This is a genomic window from Marinobacter santoriniensis NKSG1, from assembly GCF_000347775.1.
Lineage (GTDB): Bacteria > Pseudomonadota > Gammaproteobacteria > Pseudomonadales > Oleiphilaceae > Marinobacter > Marinobacter santoriniensis.
In genome coordinates, this window is sequence record NZ_APAT01000015.1 from 313,450 (window position 1) to 332,913 (window position 19,464).

At 59.1% G+C, this 19,464-nt stretch carries 18 protein-coding genes; 5 read left to right on the plus strand and 13 right to left on the minus strand.

What is annotated here, in order from left to right; genetic code table 11:
* Positions 1–32: 32 nt before the first annotated feature.
* The 4 genes from galE to guaB all read right to left on the minus strand — a co-directional run bounded on the left by galE (position 33) and on the right by guaB (position 4,666).
* The gene (gene galE, locus MSNKSG1_RS07190) at positions 33–1,028 is read right to left on the minus strand and encodes a UDP-glucose 4-epimerase GalE (protein WP_008938589.1); all 996 of its coding nucleotides are present in this window, start codon (positions 1,026–1,028) and stop codon (positions 33–35) included.
* An 8-nt stretch (positions 1,029–1,036) separates the two neighbouring features.
* Positions 1,037–1,540, minus strand: a complete 504-nt coding sequence (gene tadA / locus MSNKSG1_RS07195; protein WP_008938590.1) for a tRNA adenosine(34) deaminase TadA — start codon at positions 1,538–1,540, stop codon at positions 1,037–1,039.
* 19 nt (positions 1,541–1,559) lie between these two features.
* Positions 1,560–3,137, minus strand: coding sequence for a glutamine-hydrolyzing GMP synthase (gene guaA, locus MSNKSG1_RS07200; RefSeq protein ID WP_008938591.1), 1,578 nt, complete (start codon positions 3,135–3,137; stop codon positions 1,560–1,562).
* Positions 3,138–3,202: 65 nt separating this feature from the next.
* A complete protein-coding gene (gene guaB, locus MSNKSG1_RS07205; protein WP_008938592.1) occupies positions 3,203–4,666 on the minus strand; it encodes an IMP dehydrogenase in 1,464 nt (487 codons plus the stop codon).
* A 286-nt stretch (positions 4,667–4,952) separates the two neighbouring features.
* Between guaB and xseA the strand changes: the two genes are divergently transcribed.
* The 3 genes from xseA to MSNKSG1_RS07220 all read left to right on the plus strand — a co-directional run bounded on the left by xseA (position 4,953) and on the right by MSNKSG1_RS07220 (position 8,785).
* Complete coding sequence (xseA, locus tag MSNKSG1_RS07210) at positions 4,953–6,287, plus strand: exodeoxyribonuclease VII large subunit (RefSeq protein WP_040886797.1); 1,335 nt, start codon at positions 4,953–4,955, stop codon at positions 6,285–6,287.
* A gap of 54 nt (positions 6,288–6,341) precedes the next feature.
* Positions 6,342–8,258 carry a propionyl-CoA synthetase gene (locus tag MSNKSG1_RS07215; protein ID WP_227497996.1) on the plus strand — a complete coding sequence of 639 codons (1,917 nt, stop codon included), beginning with the start codon at positions 6,342–6,344 and terminating at the stop codon, positions 8,256–8,258.
* 317 nt (positions 8,259–8,575) lie between these two features.
* Entirely contained in the window at positions 8,576–8,785 is a 210-nt protein-coding gene (locus tag MSNKSG1_RS07220; RefSeq protein ID WP_008169155.1) for a cold-shock protein, read from the plus strand.
* Between the two features lie 90 nt (positions 8,786–8,875).
* On the opposite strand, the gene leuA is transcribed toward MSNKSG1_RS07220, so the two are convergent.
* Positions 8,876–10,570 (minus strand): 2-isopropylmalate synthase, encoded by a 1,695-nt coding sequence (gene leuA, locus MSNKSG1_RS07225; protein ID WP_008938595.1) that lies wholly within the window; start codon positions 10,568–10,570, stop codon positions 8,876–8,878.
* 146 nt (positions 10,571–10,716) lie between these two features.
* On the opposite strand from leuA, the gene MSNKSG1_RS07230 reads away from it, so the two are divergent.
* Positions 10,717–11,214 (plus strand): Lrp/AsnC family transcriptional regulator, encoded by a 498-nt coding sequence (locus MSNKSG1_RS07230; protein ID WP_008938596.1) that lies wholly within the window; start codon positions 10,717–10,719, stop codon positions 11,212–11,214.
* A gap of 1 nt (position 11,215) precedes the next feature.
* Here the strand turns inward: MSNKSG1_RS07230 and MSNKSG1_RS07235 are convergent, their stop codons facing one another.
* The gene (locus MSNKSG1_RS07235) at positions 11,216–11,830 is read right to left on the minus strand and encodes a TetR/AcrR family transcriptional regulator (RefSeq protein WP_040886798.1); all 615 of its coding nucleotides are present in this window, start codon (positions 11,828–11,830) and stop codon (positions 11,216–11,218) included.
* A gap of 127 nt (positions 11,831–11,957) precedes the next feature.
* On the opposite strand from MSNKSG1_RS07235, the gene MSNKSG1_RS07240 reads away from it, so the two are divergent.
* Positions 11,958–13,691, plus strand: coding sequence for a proline--tRNA ligase (locus MSNKSG1_RS07240; protein ID WP_008938598.1), 1,734 nt, complete (start codon positions 11,958–11,960; stop codon positions 13,689–13,691).
* Here MSNKSG1_RS07240 and murB read toward each other — a convergent pair whose 3' ends face one another.
* Genes murB through MSNKSG1_RS07275 form a run of 7 tightly spaced genes read right to left on the minus strand, consistent with a single transcriptional unit; the run spans position 13,692 to position 19,463 of the window.
* Complete coding sequence (murB, locus tag MSNKSG1_RS07245) at positions 13,692–14,744, minus strand: UDP-N-acetylmuramate dehydrogenase (RefSeq protein WP_008938599.1); 1,053 nt, start codon at positions 14,742–14,744, stop codon at positions 13,692–13,694. It lies immediately after the preceding gene.
* Complete coding sequence (locus MSNKSG1_RS07250; RefSeq protein ID WP_008938600.1) at positions 14,741–15,220, minus strand: low molecular weight protein-tyrosine-phosphatase; 480 nt, start codon at positions 15,218–15,220, stop codon at positions 14,741–14,743. Before MSNKSG1_RS07250 ends, murB begins: the two co-directional genes overlap by 4 nt.
* Positions 15,221–16,009 carry a 3-deoxy-manno-octulosonate cytidylyltransferase gene (gene kdsB, locus MSNKSG1_RS07255; RefSeq protein ID WP_008938601.1) on the minus strand — a complete coding sequence of 263 codons (789 nt, stop codon included), beginning with the start codon at positions 16,007–16,009 and terminating at the stop codon, positions 15,221–15,223.
* Between the two features lie 24 nt (positions 16,010–16,033).
* Positions 16,034–16,222 carry a Trm112 family protein gene (locus MSNKSG1_RS07260; protein WP_008938602.1) on the minus strand — a complete coding sequence of 63 codons (189 nt, stop codon included), beginning with the start codon at positions 16,220–16,222 and terminating at the stop codon, positions 16,034–16,036.
* Positions 16,215–17,273, minus strand: coding sequence for a tetraacyldisaccharide 4'-kinase (gene lpxK, locus MSNKSG1_RS07265; RefSeq protein WP_008938603.1), 1,059 nt, complete (start codon positions 17,271–17,273; stop codon positions 16,215–16,217). Before lpxK ends, MSNKSG1_RS07260 begins: the two co-directional genes overlap by 8 nt.
* The gene (msbA, locus tag MSNKSG1_RS07270; protein ID WP_008938604.1) at positions 17,270–19,042 is read right to left on the minus strand and encodes a lipid A export permease/ATP-binding protein MsbA; all 1,773 of its coding nucleotides are present in this window, start codon (positions 19,040–19,042) and stop codon (positions 17,270–17,272) included. Before msbA ends, lpxK begins: the two co-directional genes overlap by 4 nt.
* Positions 19,035–19,463: an ExbD/TolR family protein gene (locus MSNKSG1_RS07275; RefSeq protein WP_008938605.1), complete on the minus strand. Its 429-nt coding sequence runs from the start codon at positions 19,461–19,463 to the stop codon at positions 19,035–19,037. The genes msbA and MSNKSG1_RS07275 overlap by 8 nt, the downstream gene beginning before the upstream one ends.
* Between the last annotated feature and the right edge of the window lies 1 nt (position 19,464).

A 19,464-nucleotide genomic window follows, 5' to 3' on the forward strand; every position in this document is an offset into this window, starting at 1 on the left:
CCGTTATCCGTTAAATGGTCAATGATTGAAATTCAGTCAGAGCCGGCGGCCTTTTTCTTCTGCCAAACGGCTTCCCAGTCCAGTGCGGTGCGAACAATCGTCTCGAGGTCGTCGTAATCCGGCACCCAGCCAAGTACCTCGCGAATGCGGGTATTGTCCGCCATCAACGCCTCGGGATCCCCTGCCCGCCGGCCCGTTTCTGCAACCGGAAAATCCTTGCCCGAGAGCCGCTTGACGACATCAATCACCTCACGGACGGTAAAGCCCCGGCCATAGCCGCAGTTGAGCACTTTCGAGTCGCCGCCGGCGGCCATGTAGTCGAGCGCCATCACGTGTGCCTTCGCCAGGTCCTCCACGTGGATGTAGTCACGAACGCAGGTGCCATCCCGGGTGTCGTAGTCGGTACCGAATACACTCATCCCCTCTCTCTGCCCGGTGACGCATTCACAGGCCACCTTGATGAGGTGAGTGGCATCCGGCGTGGCCTGGCCCAGCAAGCCGTCTGGATTGGCGCCAGCAACGTTGAAATAGCGGAGGATCACGTGTTTCAGAGAGGAGGCGGCGGACAGATCCATGATCATCCGCTCACTCATCATCTTGGACGCGCCGTACGGGTTGATCGGCGCCAGTGGAAGGTCTTCGGTCAGCACCTGCTGATCCGGCATCCCGTATACTGCCGCAGTGGACGAAAACACCATGTAGGGAACCCGGTGCTTTTCCACTGCTTTCAGAAGGTTCAGGGTATTCCGGGTGTTGTTGCTGTAATACTTCAGAGGATTGGATACCGATTCCGGCACCACAATATGGGCCGCGAAATGCAGGACGGCGTCGAAGTCGTGGGCCGAGAACAGCGCATCAATGGCGCCCTCATCCGCCAGGTCCCCCACGACCAGCTCTCCGGCCGTGACCGCCCAACGGTAACCTGTCGAGAGGTTATCAAACACCACAATATCGTGGCCCGCCCGATCCAGTTGACGAACCACATGACTGCCGATATAGCCGGCTCCACCTGTAACAAGGACTTTCATGGTACCGATTACTCCTTCCCTGAAGATGACTGGCGTCTGCGCCGGATATCTTCGCGACGTCGACTGAAAAAATCGCTGATCATGTTACCGCAGCGTTCGCCAAGTACACCGCCCGTGGCCACCACCGACCAGTTGAGGTGAGGTTCCTCGAGCGTGCGACGGGCCGACTCGACGGCTCCCGCCTTTGGCTCAACGGCACCATAGACCAACCGGCTGATCCGGCCATGGACAATGGCGCCTACGCACATCGTACAAGGCTCCAGCGTTACGTAAAGCGTCGCCCCGGCAAGGCGGTAATTTCCCACCCGAGCCGCAGCATCCCGCAATGCCCGTATCTCGGCGTGAGCGGTCGGATCGCAGCTACTGATCGGAGCATTGTAGCCTGCTCCTATTTCACGGCCGTCAAGAACAACAACGGCACCCACCGGCACCTCGTCCTGGCGCCGCGCATGGCCGGCGAGCTCGAGCGCCCGCGCCATCCATTGTTCGTCTTCACTGAGAGTGTCTGCCATGTCCCGGATCAGCGACGAATCATTCCCACTCGATGGTTGCCGGTGGCTTGGATGAAATGTCGTAAGTCACACGAGACACGCCGGTGATCTCATTGATGATCCGGTTGGACACTTTCTCAAGCAGGTCATACGGCAAATGTGCCCAACGCGCCGTCATGAAATCCACGGTTTCGACGGCGCGGAGAGCCACCACGTATTCATACCGGCGCTGGTCGCCCACCACCCCTACCGATTTCACCGGCAGGAACACGGCAAACGCCTGGCTGGTCTTGTGGTAAAGATCCGCCCGATGCAGCTCCTCCAGGAAGATGGCATCCGCCCGGCGCAGGATATCCGCATATTCCTTACGGACTTCGCCCAGGATGCGGACCCCCAGTCCGGGACCCGGGAATGGGTGACGATACACCATGTCGTAGGGGAGCCCGAGCTCCAGGCCAATGCGACGAACCTCGTCCTTGAACAGCTCCCGGAGCGGTTCCACGAGCTTCATCTTCATGGTTTCCGGCAGGCCACCAACGTTGTGGTGAGACTTGATCACATGGGCCTTGCCGGTCTTGGATGCTGCCGACTCGATGACATCGGGATAGATGGTTCCCTGAGCCAGCCAGTTGACGTCCTTGATGTTCGCCGCTTCGTCGTCGAAAACATCGATGAACGTATTCCCGATGATTTTCCGCTTCTGCTCCGGATCATCCACGCCCTTGAGCTTGGACAGGAACAGGTCCTCGGCATCCACACGGATAACCTTCACACCCATGTTGCTGGCGAACATGTCCATAACCTGGTCGCCTTCGTGCAGACGAAGAAGGCCGTTATCCACGAACACACAGGTCAGCTGATCACCGATCGCCTTGTGAAGCAGCGCGGCGGTCACGGATGAGTCCACGCCCCCGGACAGACCCAACAGGACCTTGTCGTTACCGACCTGCTCCCGAATCTGTCTGACTGCATCATCGACGATCTTCGCCGGGGTCCAGAGCGCCTCGCACCCGCAGATGTCCAGCACAAAGTGCTCGAGAATACGCTTACCCTGCAGGGTGTGAGTCACTTCCGGATGGAACTGAACACCGTAAAGGTTTCGACTCAGATCCTGCATTGCCGCAATCGGCGCGCTCTCTGTGGAGGCCAGCAGCTCAAAACCTTCGGGCAGACCTACCACTTTATCGCCATGGCTCATCCAGACGTCCAGGAGGGACTCGCCTGTGGCGGTCAGGTGATCCGTTATGTCCTGAAGCAGAGGCCCCTTGGCACGGACCTTGACCTGCGCGTAGCCAAACTCACGCTTGTCGGAACTGGCCACCCGGCCGCCGAGCTGCTCGGCCATGGTCTGCATGCCGTAGCATATTCCCAGAACCGGGATACCGCGTTCGAACAGCCCTTCCGGCGCCCGCGGGCCGCCCAACTGCGTGACTGACTCCGGGCCACCGGCAAGCACAATGCCCTTGGGGCGAAATGCCTCCAGCTCTTCATCGGTAATGTCGAACGCCTTGATCTCACAATAGACGCCGATCTCCCGGACACGCCGGGCAATGAGCTGGGTGTACTGGGAACCGAAATCAAGAATCAGGATGCGGTGGTCATGAATGTTCTGGGCCATGAAATCCTCGGATCAGGAAGAAACAACGCGGCTCGATGGGAGCCGCGTTCAGTCAGGTACGTTGATTAACCGATGCGATAGTTGGGGGCTTCCTTGGTGATCGTCACATCGTGGACGTGACTCTCACGCATACCCGCGTTGGTAATGCGGACAAATTCGGGCTTGGTGCGCATTTCTTCCATGGTGGCGCTACCGGTGTAACCCATGGATGCCCGGAGACCGCCCATCAACTGGTGAACGATGTTGCGCATCGGGCCCTTGCAGGCAACACGGCCTTCGATACCTTCCGGCACCAGCTTTTCGATGCCTTTGCTGGCATCCTGGAAGTAGCGGTCACTGGACCCCTGCCCCATGGCACCCAGGGAGCCCATACCGCGGTAGGCTTTGTAGCTCCGGCCCTGGTACAGCTCAACTTCGCCCGGTGCTTCGTCTGTGCCCGCGAGCAGGCTGCCAATCATGACACTGTGGGCGCCAGCGGCAATCGCCTTGGCAATATCACCGGAGAACCGCACGCCACCGTCGGCGATCAGCGGAACACCGCGATCCTTGAGCGCAGCCGCAACATTGGATACTGCCGAAATCTGGGGCACGCCGATGCCCGCAACAATACGGGTAGTACAGATGGACCCGGGACCAATGCCGACCTTCACGGCGTCCGCGCCGGCATCCGCCAGGGCAATGGCCGCATCCGAGGTCGCGATATTGCCGCCAATCACCTGAACTTCCGGGAAATTCTGCTTCACCCAGCGAACCCGGTCGACAACGCCTTTGGAATGGCCATGGGCGGTATCAACAACGATCACATCCACGCCAGCTTCAGCCAGCGCCGAGATACGGGCTTCGGTGTCACCACCGGTGCTGACCGCTGCACCGACCCGGAGCCGACCCTGCTCATCCTTACAGGCCAGTGGGTAGTCCTTCGCTTTCTGAATATCCTTCACCGTGATCAGGCCGCGAAGCTCAAAGTTGTCATTGACCACCAGAACCTTCTCGATACGGTTCCGGTGCAGCAGTTCCTTGACGTCCTCGAGGCTGGCACCCTCTTTCACGGTGACCAGCTTCTCCTTTGGCGTCATGATATCCCGGACCAGAGTATCCATCCGGCTTTCGAAACGGATATCCCGGCCAGTCACAATCCCGACCAGATCGTTGCCATCCACTACCGGCAATCCGGAAATGTTGTTGGCGAAGGTGATATCGACCAACTCACGCACGGTAGTGTCCGGCGATACGGTGATCGGGTCCTTGACCACACCGCTTTCGAATTTCTTCACCTTGCGAACTGCGGCCGCCTGCTGTTCCACTGTCATGTTCTTGTGCATGATCCCGATACCGCCCTCCTGGGCCATGGCAATGGCCAGCTCGGCTTCGGTGACGGTATCCATGGCAGAAGATACCAGCGGAATGTTCAGGGTGATATTGCGGGTCAACTGGGTTTGCAGATTGACCTGATGGGGAAGAACTTCCGAATATCCGGGAACAAGCAGAACATCATCAAATGTGAGGGCTTCTTCAGCAATTCGCAGCATTGGGATCCGCCTTTTGAACGTGCTAAGTTTGGAAATCCTGTACGGCGCCCTGAGCGGCGCCGCAAAGCAAAATCCTTAATCGATCTATTATAAAGTGGTGGTCGGTGACAGTAAACCGCGCCATTTTTAAGCTTCGGTTGCATCTTGCTGAATTTTCGATATTTTTACTCTCTCTTTTTCGGCTATTGCGTATAACCAACGACGGAGCTCGGCTTTGACGCCTTCCTTTCCCGGTTCCCCGCCCTCAGGACAGGGGGAAAACAGCACTCTTCAGGCCGCGCGCGCACTGAGTGTCAGCGAACTCAACCACCAGGTCCGGCACCTGCTGGAATCCAGCTTCATGCAGGTCTGGGTGGAGGGCGAATTGTCCAGCCTGTCCCGTCCGTCTTCCGGTCACTGGTATTTCTCACTCAAGGACAAGAAGTGCCAGGTTCGTTGTGCAATGTTCCGTGGCGCCAATCAGCGCATCAGATCCATACCCAAGGAAGGTGACCAGGTCCGCATCCGGGGCAAGGTGACGCTCTACGAAAATCGTGGCGATTTCCAGATCATTGTCGAGCATATCGAACCCGCTGGCCTGGGGGCGCTGCAGCAGGCCTTCGAGGCGCTCAAACGGAAGCTCCATGGAGAGGGGCTGTTCGACCCCGCCAGAAAGAAGCCGATTCCGTCGATGCCACGACACATCGGGGTTGTCACCTCACCGACCGGGGCGGCCATTCATGACATCCTCACGGTGTTGGCTCGGCGGTGCCCCGCCATTCCGGTCACACTTTACCCCACGGCGGTCCAGGGTCAGGCAGCAACCCAGGATATTGTCCGGGCCATCGGGAACGCCCAGTCCCATGGGGTTGCCGACGTACTCATCATTGGTCGCGGGGGCGGATCACTGGAAGATCTCTGGTGTTTCAACGAGGAAGCGGTGGCCCGTGCGATTGCCGCTTGCACCCTGCCGACGGTCAGCGCTGTCGGGCACGAAGTGGATGTCACCATCGCCGACTTCGTCGCCGACTTGCGGGCACCCACACCGTCCGCGGCCGCAGAAAAGATTTCCCCGGACCTCGGGCACTGGCTGCGCCAGCTTGCAGAACAGGAGCTACGCCTGGGCAATGCCGCAAGGGCGGCCCTCAAACGCTTTTCGGTGCAACTGGAACACCTGCGGACGCGGCTTCGGGATCCGAGACGGGATCTCCAGGAAAAGGCCCAGCGCATGGACGAGCTGGAAATCCGGCTCGGCAAGGCCATGACACAGCGGCTGGAGCGACTGGAGGTGCGCAGCAGTCACCTCGCTCAGCGTCTGAATATGCAGTCCCCCCGCAAGCTGCTCGCGGCCAACAGCGAAAAGGTCACAACCATCGAACGCGGATTGAGCACCGCCATCCAGGCAATTCTGGCAAATCGACGCAATGCGATGGAGCACCTGGCCCAGACCCTCAACGTTGTCAGTCCTCTGGCCACTCTGGGGCGGGGTTACGCCATCGTTCGGGCACCCGACGGCAGCATTGTACGGGAAGCCTCCGGACTGTCGCCCGGGGACCGCATTTCTGCCCGGGTGGCCCACGGCGACATCGATGCCGAAGTGATCTCTGTCAACGACGACGGAAAAATGCCCGAAAGGCACTGAGAACTAAGCCAATGGTCTACTAGTCCACACGCTGAAACGGCCTAAAGTGTTTGCATTACACAGCAAAATAACAACAGGCACAGTGAGGTGGCATCGATGGATTACAACTCCGAGTTCCGGCGTTCGATTGACCAGCGTGACGAATTCTGGAGCGAGCAGGCCCGCCAGATTGACTGGATCAAAGCGCCGGAGACCGTCTGGCAGGCAAAGGATAACGGCCACGGTGACTGGTTCCCGGATGGCGTCCTCAATACCTGCGACGTAGCACTGGATGCGAACATCCGGGCCGGCCGGGGCGACCAGAAGGCGCTTATCTACGACTCCCCCGTCACCAACAGCCAGCATTCCTACACCTACAACGAGTTAACGGAAGAAGTTGCCCGGTTTGCCGGCGCCCTCAAGGCCCGAGGCATCGGCAAGGGCGACCGGGTCATCATCTACATGCCGATGATTCCCCAGGCGGCCATTGCCATGCTCGCCTGCGCTCGGATCGGAGCCATTCACTCTGTGGTGTTCGGTGGTTTTGCCGCCCACGAACTGGCAGTGCGCATAGAGGATGCCCAACCGAAAGCGCTGATTACCGCCTCCTGCGGGATCGAAGTGACTCGCGTCATCGAGTACAAACCCCTGGTCGACAAGGCCATCGAGCAATCAAGCCACAAGCCGGACACCTGCGTCGTTTTCCAGCGTCCCCAGGCCCGGGCTGACATGCAAACTGGTCGGGACCTGGACTGGAATGACATCATGGCGAGCGCCGAGCCCGCCGATCCGGTTCCGGTAAAAGCCACAGATCCCCTCTATATTCTTTACACTTCCGGCACTACCGGAAAACCGAAAGGCGTGGTTCGGGACAACGGCGGTCATGCGGTTGCCCTGAAATACAGCATGAAACTGGTCTATGACGCCAATCCCGGTGACGTCTACTGGGCGGCCTCCGATGTGGGCTGGGTCGTCGGCCACAGCTATATCGTCTATGGACCTCTCTTCGCCGGCTGCACAACCATTCTTTACGAGGGCAAACCGGTGAAAACGCCCGATGCCGGAGCCTTCTGGCGCGTCGTACAGGACCACGGCGTCAACCTTCTGTTCACCGCGCCAACGGCCTTCCGGGCAGTCCGCAAAGAAGATCCCGAAGCGGATCAGCTCGAAAAATACGATGTCCGGTCGCTCAAGCGCATCTTCCTGGCCGGTGAGCGTCTGGATCCGCCCACCTATGAGTGGCTCCGTGAACACACTGGCCTGCCGATTCTCGACCACTGGTGGCAGACAGAGACCGGCTGGGCCATCTGTTGCAATCCGGTGGGCATCGAAATGATGGAAACCAAACCGGGTTCGGCCACCGTGCCGTCGCCGGGGTACAACGTCCAGATCGTCGAAATGGACGGCAGCCAGGTGCCTGCCGGTTCCCAGGGCCAGATTGCCGTCAAGCTTCCGCTGCCTCCGGGCTGCATGCAGACGGTCTGGGGTGACGACGATCGGTTCCGCCGGACCTATCTGGACCCGATCCCCGGCTACTACAGCTCCGGTGATGGCGGCTATATCGACGACGACGGTTACGTCTTTGTGATGGGCCGGACCGACGACGTCATTAACGTTGCAGGCCACCGTCTGTCCACCGGCGAGATGGAAGAAGTCGTCGCCTCCCACCCGGCCATCGCCGAGTGTTGCGTGGTCGGCGCCCACGACGAGATGCGGGGGCAGATTCCAATCGGACTGGTACTGATCAAGGATGGCGCCACCATCGATCATGACGAGCTGGAAGAGGAACTCGTCGAGATGGTCCGCGACAAGATCGGCGCGATCGCCTGCTTCCGTCGAGCCATGGTGGTCGAGCGATTGCCCAAGACCCGGTCAGGCAAGATTCTCCGGCGAGTCATCCGGCAGATCGCCGACGGCGAGGAGTACACGGTACCCAGCACGATCGATGACCCCTCTATCCTGGAGGAAATCAGCGAACAGTTCCGCCGCTAGAACGTACCTCACAGAGCTGAAACGGGGCCTCCTTCGCGAGGCTCCGTTTTCTTTGTTGCTGTGCGGCGGAAACACCCGACAAAGCCTGAATTTTCAACCAATTGAAGCCATCAAAAAAAGCGTTGACGGCTCCCGAAGTCGGTCTATACTGAAATTGCTGTGAAAATACAGCGGTATTTGGTGAATGTGCGTTACAACGTCCTGCCGAAGTGCTCTTCGTTGCCCCTTCCTCAGTACTCTCTGGATTTCTCAGCAGGATTCCGTCATGGAATATGAAGGTCCCGTGAGGGCAAATTTTTGAAAGACAGGAAAGATCAATGTCCGATACCAAAACCGGCCACGTGAAGTGGTTCAACGAGTCCAAGGGCTTTGGCTTCATCGCTCAGGATGGTGGCAGTGACGTTTTCGTTCACTACAGTGCAATCAACGCTTCCGGGTTCCGTACCCTGACCGAAGGTCAGCAGGTGCAGTTCACCGTGACGCAGGGCCCGAAAGGTCCCCAGGCGGAAAACGTAACACCGGTGTAAACCGGTTGCGTTGACCGTCCCTTGCCCCTCACGGGCAGAGGAAACGTAAAAGCCGGCGCACTGCCGGCTTTTTTGTGCCTGAGCGATTGGTCAGGCGTCCGTTGTCTCGAGTTCGGGCCTCGCGTCCGGCACCCTTTCGCCCACAGCCTGGGCCACCGCGGAAAACAGCGCCTGCAGGGTTGCCGAGGTGGTATCTTCCGCCAGCGCCGCTGCGCTGCAATGTTGACCATCTACCGTCAGCCGAATGCAGGCCAGTGCATTGGCATTGGTACCTTCGCCGAGCGCAAACTCGTCGTAGGCCTCAACGGCAATGGCAACGCCAAACCGGCTTTCCAGGGCTGCCGATACCGCTTCGACGGCGCCCAGCCCCCGACCGTCCAGCCGAACCGGCGCCACGGGGTCACCGATGGTCACGTCAGCCCGAACCCCGTTGTCGTCCCGGTGCAAATCGTAGGATCGCAGGGTCCAGTCCGGCAGGATCCGCAGATAACGTTCTTCGAACAGGCGGTGGATGGTATGGGAGTCGATTTCACCACCGTCCGTTTCTGCCTCACGCTGAACGACCTTGCTGAATTCGATCTGCAGCCAACGAGGAAGGCTGATGTTGTAATCGCGCTCCAACACGTAGGCAACGCCGCCCTTGCCGGACTGACTGTTAATCCGGACCACCTCTTCGTAGCGACGCCCCACATCGAATGGATCAATCGGCAGGTAGGCGACGTTCCATACATCCCCTTCCCGGCGACGGGACAGGCACTTCCGGATCGCATCCTGGTGACTTCCGGAGAAGGCCGTGAATACCAGTTCACCGGCATAGGGGTGGCGGGGATGAGTAGAGATTTCGGTGCAGGCTTCAACCACTTCGGTGATTTCCGCCATCCCTGACAGATCCAGCGTTGGATCGATTCCCTGGGAATAAAGATTCATGGCCATGGTCACCAGATCCATGTTCCCGGTCCGCTCGCCATTGCCCATCAAGGTTCCCTCAACCCGATCGGCACCGGCCATAACCGCCAGTTCAGCGGCCGCTACCGCGCAGCCCCGATCATTGTGGGTATGCACGCTGATGCGGATGTGTTCGCGACGCTGGATCCTGTCGCAAATCCATTCGATCTGATCAGCAAAGACATTCGGCGTAGCCATTTCAACGGTCGCCGGAAGATTGATGATAACCGGCTGCCCCTGGTCCGGGCGCCACACTTCGGTCACTGCATCGATCACTTCAGCCGCGAAATCCAGCTCTGTACCGGTAAAGCTCTCCGGCGAATACTGGAACGTCCACTCGGTATCCGGATACCGGGTCGCGATGTCCCGAACCACGCGGGCACCGTTGATGGCGATGTCTCGAATGCCCTCGCGATCCATGCCAAAGACCTGTTCGCGCTGTACCGTCGAGGTGGAGTTGTAGACATGGACAATCGCGCGCTTCGCTCCCTGCAGAGCTTCGTAAGTGCGCTCAATGAGCTCCGGCCGGGCCTGGGTCAGAACCTGAATCTGCACGTCATCCGGGATACGGTTCTCTTCAATCAACTTCCGGCAGAAGTCGAAGTCAGGCTGGCTGGCCGCCGGAAAGCCGATTTCGATTTCCTTGAACCCCAGCTTGACCAGCAAATCAAACAACCGCTGTTTCTGAGCGACCGACATCGGCTTCACCAGTGCCTGGTTACCGTCCCGAAGATCGACAGCACACCAATCCGGTGCCCGCTCGATAACTCGGTCCGGCCAACGACGGTCGGTTTTCCGTATGGGTTCGAATGCCACGTATTTGCGATGATCAAAAGCCATGGAACGAAATCCTTGAAAGTGACGGCAGAATGTCTCGATTCAGAGACCATGCTAACGCGGATGGCGGGATATTTGATTGCTATTTAATGGCATCTGACGTTATTTTTAGCATTAAATATCTGTTTATAACTGATAAGGGCTATTTTATGCTTCCTGCGTCCAGGGAACTCGTAAAGATCGACCGAACCGACCGCCGGATTCTCGAAGAGCTTCAACAAGACGGATCACTGACCAACCAGGAACTTGCCGAGAAAGTCGGCCTGTCGCCGTCACCCTGCCTGAGACGGGTCCGGGCCCTGGAAGAGTCCGGTGTCATTGTGCGGCGGGCCACGGTGCTGGATCACAAGAAGCTGGGGCTTTCCCTGACGGCCATTATTCTGATCGGCATGGACCGGCACACGCCGGAGCGGTTTGCAGCATTTGAGGAAAAGGTGGCGGGCTACCCGGAAGTGCAGGAATGCTATCTCATTACCGGTCAGGATGCCGACTACATGCTGAAAGTCGTGGTGCCGGACATGGACCATTACCACCACTTTCTGCTCAACCACATCACCCGGATCCAGGGCGTCAGTGGTGTGCATTCCAGCTTTGTTCTGCGCCGTGTCATCGACAGTACGGCGCTGCCACTGGGCTATCTGTCCTGAGTCAGCGGATCAGCTCGCGGACATAGGCGCCGGCCATGCACTTGAGTTCTTCCACCAGCTGCCGGCCCTGTTCCTCGGGGAGCGTGACCGCCAGCCGAAGGATGTTGCCCGCCGACCTGGGCAAAAGCAGGCTCGCGGTCCAGCGGCGGGCCGCCGGGATCTGCGGGCACTCAACCCGCAACCGGGCATCCAGTTCTTCGGCGTTGCTGTAGAGCTCGCGCAGGTCCAGGTCGCGGAGTTCCGGCATGGCCTCCACACCACTCCAGATCGCCGAGTACGCAGGCTCGGTCCGGTAGAATTCGTAGAACTGATCGATCAGCACATCCACCGCGTCCGTCAACGCCAGCTCGGGCAGTCGCTGCCTCAACGCTTTTTCCATCTTCTCGACATGCAGTTCTGCGATGGCATGGACTACAGCGGCCTTGTTGGGGAAGTAACGATACAACGACGCCAGGGACATTCCGGATCTGCGGGCAATGGCGGACATACTGGCTGCGTCAACGCCGATCTCGTCAAAGATCCCGGCGGCGTTTCTGAGAATGGTATCGACCCGTTCGCGGCTCCGTGCCTGCACCGGCCGGCGGCGCGGGGCAACATCGACAGTTTCATCGGTCATCATCTGTACCTTGTCAGGCTTGCTCCGTACAATAATGACCACTTTACGACAAATCGGGACAAGGGCGGCGGTCACCCGCCTGTCCATTAGTCTAACAACCCCTGATCCACATCAAACGGAAGAGACAATGCGAGCAAGCCGTTACCTGATAGCTACCCAGAAAGAGACCCCTGCAGACGCCGAGATCATCAGCCATCAGCTGATGCTTCGTGCCGGCATGATCCGCAAGCTGGCGGCGGGGCTCTACACCTGGCTACCAATGGGGTTGCGTACCCTGCGGAAGGTTGAACGTATTGTTCGTGAAGAAATGGACAAGAGCGGCGCTCAGGAGGTCCTGATGCCCGCGGTACAGCCCGCGGAACTCTGGCAGGAATCCGGGCGCTGGACCCAGTATGGGGGTGAACTGCTGCGGATGAACGATCGCCACGGTCGTGAGTTCTGTTTTGGCCCGACCCATGAAGAGGTCATCACTGACCTGATCCGCAACGAAGTGAAAAGCTACAAGGAGCTTCCCGCGAACTTCTATCAGATCCAGACCAAATTCCGGGATGAACGCCGCCCCCGCTTCGGTGTGATGCGCGCCCGTGAGTTCATCATGAAGGACGCCTACTCCTTCCATCTGGATGCGGAATCACTGAATGAGACCTACCAGGTGATGCATCGGACCTATTGCAGCATCTTCGACCGCCTGGGGCTGGACTACCGTCCGGTACAGGCCGACTCCGGCGCCATTGGCGGTAGCGCATCGCACGAATTCCACGTTCTCGCCTCCTCGGGTGAGGACGATATCGTATTCAGTACCGAGAGCGACTATGCCGCCAACATTGAAAAAGCGGAAGCGGTTGCTCCGGCTGGCGAACGCCCCAGTCCGGCCGAGCAGATGAAAGAGGTCGCGACCCCGGGCCAACGCACCATCGACGCTATTGCGGCCTTCCTTGATATCGATGCCACAAGAACGGTCAAAACACTGCTGGTCAAGGCGGAAGAGGACGAAAACGGCAAGTCTGGCCTGGTGGCGCTGATTCTTCGGGGCGATCACACCCTGAACGAAATCAAGGCCGAAAACCTGCCCGGCGTCGCCGAGCCCCTCACCATGGCCACCGACGAGGAAATCAAGCGCGTGATCGGCTGCGAGCCCGGCTCCATCGGCCCGGTAAACCTGCCGGTTCCTTGCATTGTGGATCGCAGTGCCGCACATCTGGCCGATTTTGTCTGCGGTGCAAATCGCGACGATTACCACCTGACCGGCGTAAACTGGGATCGCGATGCGGCGCTGGGACGCGTTGAAGACCTGCGTAATGTGGTCGAGGGAGATCCGAGCCCGGATGGCAAGGGAACGCTCGAGATTCGCCGCGGTATTGAGGTCGGCCATATCTTCAAGCTGGGCAACAAATACAGCAAGGCAATGAATGCCACCGTACTCGACGAAAATGGCAAGAGCGTCGTCATGGAAATGGGTTGCTACGGTGTCGGTGTGTCCCGCATCGTTGCCGCGTCCATTGAGCAGAACCACGACGATAAAGGCATCATCTGGCCGGACGCCATCGCACCGTTCGAAGTGGCCATCGTCACCCTCAATGCGCACAAGTCGCCGACCGTCGCGGAGGCAGGTGAAAAACTTTACGAGCAGCTTCGCCAGGCCGGTTTCGACGTGCTGATCGATGATCGTAACGAACGCCCCGGGGTGAAGTTTGCAGACATGGAACTGATCGGGATCCCTCACCGATTTGTCGTGTCAGATCGCGGGCTCGCCGCGGGAACACTGGAATACAAGGGGCGCCGTGACGAGGACAAGCAGGACATTCCGGTTGCTGAAGCCCTGCCCTTCCTGATCAACGCGTCACCGCGCAAAGGCCTCTGATCAACCGCTGACTGAAGGGAGCCCGTCGCCACCCACAACGCCGGGCTCCATTTCAAGCACAATACCGAATCGTTCCTTCACCGAGGCCCGGATCCTCGCCGCCAGCGCCAGGATGTCTCCACCACTTCCTCCGGAATGATTGATCAATACCAGTGCCTGGTGGTTATGGACGCCGACACGCTCGTTCCGGTAGCCTTTCCAGCCACATTGATCAATAAGCCACGCAGCCGCCACTTTCACGCCCCTGCGCTGGGGATAGGCCGGCATGTCCGGATAGGTAGCCTTCAGAGCTTCATACGCAGCATCCGTGATCACCGGGTTCTTGAAAAAACTGCCAGCATTCGGCAATTGACAGGGATCCGGCAGTTTTCGGCGCCGAATCGCCATCACAGCCTCTGCCACCGCCAGTGGATCCAGGTTCTTCTGAGGCAGGTTGGCAAGGTATTCCTCGAGATCCCGATAGCCCAGCTGGAGCGGACGAGCACGAGACAGACGCAGTCGGATTGCCGTGATCAGATAGCGGCCGGGCTCATGTTTGAACAGGCTGTCACGGTAGTCAAACCGACAGTCTCCGGTATCCAGGCAACACCACTGCCGGGATTTACGGTCATAAGCAGTGACGGATTCCAAAGTATTGCACAGCTCGACACCGTAGGCGCCGATATTCTGGACCGGCGCTGCACCGGCTGTTCCGGGAATGAGCGCGAGGTTCTCAATACCGCGATAGCCCGAGCTTGCGGCATAGAGCACGGATTCATGCCAGTTCTCGCCGGCCGCCAGCACCAGCGTCGCTTCGTCGCCATCCACCCGCTCCCAATGCCTGCCACGATTGGCCATGTGAATGACCAGGCCGGGGAATTCGCCAGCGAACAGCAGGTTACTGCCGCCTCCGAGGACCAGCACCTCCAGATCGCGATCCATTGCCCAATCCAGGGCAACTGGCACCTGCTCTTCATGTTCCAGATCGAGGAAATAGCGGGCGTTTGCGTCAACGTCCAGGGTGTTGAAGGCCTGAAGATCGACGCACTCGCGTATCGATAACGGGTGGTTCAACCGATCCGCTCCCGGATGTCGTTCAGCAAACCCTCTCCGGCGTCCTGAATCAGATCCAGCACCTGCTCGAATCCTTCCTCTCCCCCGTAATAGGGATCGGGGACTTCCTTGTGGGAACTGGTCCCGAAGCTCAGAAACAGCGCCGGCTCGGTTCCGCCGTTCTGATGCCAGAGATCTTTTACATCGGCCAGGTTCTGCCGGTCCATGACCAGTATGTAGTCGTGGCAATCAAGATCCTGCTCGGTGATCTGACGCGCCCGAAGGTCACTGATATCGATGCCCCGTTGACGAGCTGCTGCCAGTGCCCGGGCATCGGGTGACTTGCCGACATGCCAGTTGCCTGTGCCACAGGAATCTATGTGAATACGGTCTGCCAGGCCTGCCTGCCCAACCAGGTGCCGGAACACGCCCTCCGCACTCGGAGACCGACAGATATTTCCCAGACACACGAACAGAACCTTCACCGGCTCACTCATTTATTCCTCCCGAGTCGAAGCCAGCCACGCGCGAACCCGATCAAGATCGGTCTCGGTATCCACACCGGCCGGCGGTTTTACTGACGCAATGTCGACATGAATCCGGGCACCGTGGTAGAGCGCCCGCAACTGTTCCAGCGACTCCGCGCGTTCTGTGGGCGCCACCGGCCAGGCCACAAAGTCTCGAAGCACACTTGCCCGATAGCCATAGATCCCGATGTGACGGAAATAACCAATACCCTCCGGGAGAGAAACGTCGCCCCTTTCGGGCCGGATTCCGGCGGGCCACTGGTCACGGGCCCAGGGAATCGGCGCACGGCTGAAATAGTGCGCCATACCCTGTTCGTCAAAAACCACTTTGACCACGTTCGGATTGAAAACGGAGTCGATGTCATGGAGTCGTTCACACAGGGTCGCAATTGCCGCTTCGGGATAGCGGTCCAGATTCTCGGCCACCTGGTTGATCAGGACCGGGGGAATCAGGGGCTCGTCACCCTGCACATTGATGATCCGGTGGTCATTGTCCAGATCGAGTTCGCGCACCACCTCCTCCAGGCGATCGGTGCCGCTGGCATGATCCGGTGAGGTCATAACCACCTCTGCACCAAACGCGGTGCAGGCATCGCGGATACGCTCGTCGTCTGTGGCCACCACCACGCGGGCTGCCTCGCTCTCCCGGGCGCGTTCGCAGACATGCTGAATCATAGGCTTGCCGGCAATATCGGCAAGCGGCTTGCCAGGTAGCCGACTGGACGCATAACGGGCCGGAATGACGACGGTAAAAGACATGGCGGTTCGCTTCCCTACTCTGTATCAGTGCTTATCGAGACGCTCATCGGACGTCAGCGTCCTCGCTTCGTTGGCCAGCATCACTGGAATGCCTTCCCGAATCGGGAATGCCATCCCGTCCTGATAACAGATCAGCTCGGTCTTTTCCCGGTTCAGTTTGAGGTCGCCCTTGCAGACGGGGCACGCCAGCAGTGCTATCAGTTTTTTATCCATGATCCACTCTCATAGGGTTTGAATCCATCAGTTGTTCGGCACACTCCCGAAGTCGCTCGAGGAAGCCCTGGAGAAACGCCTCCGGCAGTTCGGCTTCCACCGACAAATACCATGCCTGTTCAGACGCAAATTGCCGACATTTTACGGCGTCTTTCGCCGTCATAACCAGCCACTCATCCGGGCCGGCCGAAAGATCACCCGGCTTGAAGTCGTGATGGTCCGGGAACGGTGCTTCGCGGACGGTTGCACCGAGTGCCCGGAGTGTTTCAAAAAACCGATTCGGGTTGCCGATGCCGGCTACAGCTCGAACCTTTTTTCCGCACAGAGCATCCGGAGACCGTTGTTCAGAAGTAGCGAGATTGATCAGGGAAGACGGTACAAGACGCATCGCAAACAACTCCGGGTGGTCGACTCCCGCAAAACTGTCGAGCCGGTTTTCTCCATCCGTCTGCCCGTCACCATTGACCAGGACAAAATCAACGCCGGTCAGTCGCGAAACCGGTTCACGCAACGGACCCACCGGTATCAACGCACCGTTACCGATGCCTCTCGCCCCGTCAAAAACAGCCAGTTCGATATCCCGTGGCAACGCGTAATGCTGCAATCCGTCGTCACAGATCAGAACATCACCAAGGGATTGGGACAGCGCGAACTCGGCGCCCCGCAGTCTTTGTGGATCCACCACGACGGGAACACCGGTGGCCTGTGCCAGCATCACCGGCTCGTCTCCGGCCAGAGAGGGGGAGGTATCGCCATCCACCACCAGGGGGTAATGATCGGATTTGCCTCCGTAACCGCGACTCAGAATAACCGGCTGCCAGCCAGCCACACGCATCTCACGCACGAGTCGCGCCGTGAGCGGCGATTTGCCGGTTCCGCCTGCGGTGATGTTGCCAACCACCACAACCGGAACCGGAAGAGAGGCATTGCGTCGATCCCAGGCCTTGCGTCGACGTGATTCGGCGACGGCCCGGTAAAGCCAAGCCAGCGGTGCCAGCCACCGCAGAGGACGGCCCTCACCGTACCAGAGCCGGTCCACCAGGGAACTCATGCGTGCTCGCTGAACTGCATCTGATGCAACTGGGCGTAGGCACCACCCTGGGCCAACAGATCCTCGTGCCGGCCAGACTCGACAATCTGGCCCTGATCCATCACCAGTATCCGGTCGGCCTTTTCAATCGTTGACAGTCTGTGGGCGATCACCAGGGTTGTACGCCCCTGCATCACGGTTTCCAGTGCTTCCTGGATATGACGCTCAGACTCGGTGTCCAGCGCCGAGGTCGCCTCGTCCAGAATCAGGATCGGTGCATCCTTGAGCAGCGCCCGGGCAATTGCCAGCCGCTGTCTCTGACCGCCGGACAGCATCACACCGTTGTCACCGATCATGGTATCCAGCCCCTGCGGCATACGGTCGATGAATTCCAGCGCATGGGCCTGTTCAGCGGCCGCACGAATCTCCTCCCGACTGCAGTCCCGGAGCACACCATAGGCAATGTTTGCCGCGATGGTATCGTTGAACAGTACGACGCTCTGAGTCACCAGCGCAATCTGGGCCCTGAGCGATTTCAGGGAATACTCACGGAGCGAATGCCCATCAATCCGGATGTCGCCACCGGTATGGTCATAAAAGCGAGGCAGGAGGCTTACCAGGGTGGACTTGCCACTGCCCGAACGACCGACCAGCGCCACACTCTGGCCCGCCGGAATGGAAATCGAGATGCCATCCAGCACGTTATCGAGCTGATCCCGGTAACGGAACGACACATCGTCGAAGTCGATATCGCCCGACACCCGATCCGGCGCATAGGTTCCCGGATCTTCTTCCGGCTTCTCGTCAATGGTTTCAAAAACGTCGTATGCCGCAGCCACACCTTTCTGGATCTTGGCGTGTATGTTGGTTACCTGTCGGATCGGTTTGGCCATGGTGGTCGCAGCCGTCAGAAACGCGACCAGCTGCCCCGTCGTCATCTCCCCACGGATCTCCGGAGCCAGCATCATCCAGACGAGACCCGCGATGGCAATGGCCACGAGCACCTGGATCACAGGAACGCTGGTGGCCTGGGTGGCCGCCATTTTCAGGCTCTGGGTCAGGTTCCGGTCGTTCACCTCGCGGAACCGCTCCCGTTCATAGGGCTCGCCGCCGAAGGTGCGGACCACCCGATAGCCACTGATGGATTCGGACGCAACGTGAGTGATGTCCCCCATGGATCCCTGAATGCGACGACTGATACGACGGAAACGCTTGCTGGCGTAACTGACGACCGCACCAATGATCGGGCCGACGGTGAGGAACAGCAGCGTCAGCTTCCAGTTGGTGTACAACATGAAGCCCAGAAGCCCCAGAACCGTCAGGCCCTCCCTCAAGGCTGTGGTCACCGCATTGGTGGTAGCTTCGGCGACCTGCTCCACGTTGAAGGTCAGCTTCGACACCAGCCGGCCCGAGGCGTTGTCGTCGAAATACCGGGAAGGCAGGGCCATGAGGCGGTTGAACAGATCAGCCCGCAAGGCGTTGATGACATGACGACCAACGTAATTGATGAAGTAGGTGCTCATGTAGGTGCCGAGTCCCCGGGCACCGAAAACACCGACAATCAGCAGGGTGAGCTGCAGTCGATTCTGATCGGTGGGATTCTCGATGGCGGCAATGACGTACTCCATCGCCGCCGCCATGCCCGTGGAGGCACCGGCATAGATCATGTTGCCAATGACGGCGAGAAGGAATGCGAGCCAGAAGGGCTTCGCATAGGACAACAGACGTTTATAGGTTTCCCAGCTGCCCCGGTCTTTGGGAACCGGCGCAGGTGTTTCCAGGTCACTCACCCGAATCCGCCTCCCGCTCCGTGGTGATGCTCAGTTTGGCAAAACCAAGGCGGCCAGCGACATCCATCGCACGGACCACGTATTCGTGGGGCGTGCGCGCATCGGCAGTGATGATGAACGGCAGGGTATGATCGCCTTTGGCCAGCTCGCGAACGCCCCGCTCGAGCGTCTCGCGGCGATTGTTTACGAGAACCCGGTCGTTGAGGGTGTATTGGCCCTGGGCGTTGATAACCACATCGATCTGTTGGGTTTCCGCCGGTTTCGCCGGTTCGCCGCTTGCCTCGGGCAGTTCCACCTCAAGGTGGCTTTCCCGGGTAAACGTCGTCGAAACCATAAAGAAAATCAGCAGCAGGAAAACCACGTCAATCAGTGGCGTCAGGTCGACCCCGACCTCCTGACTTCTCTGGCGCTTGAACTTCACG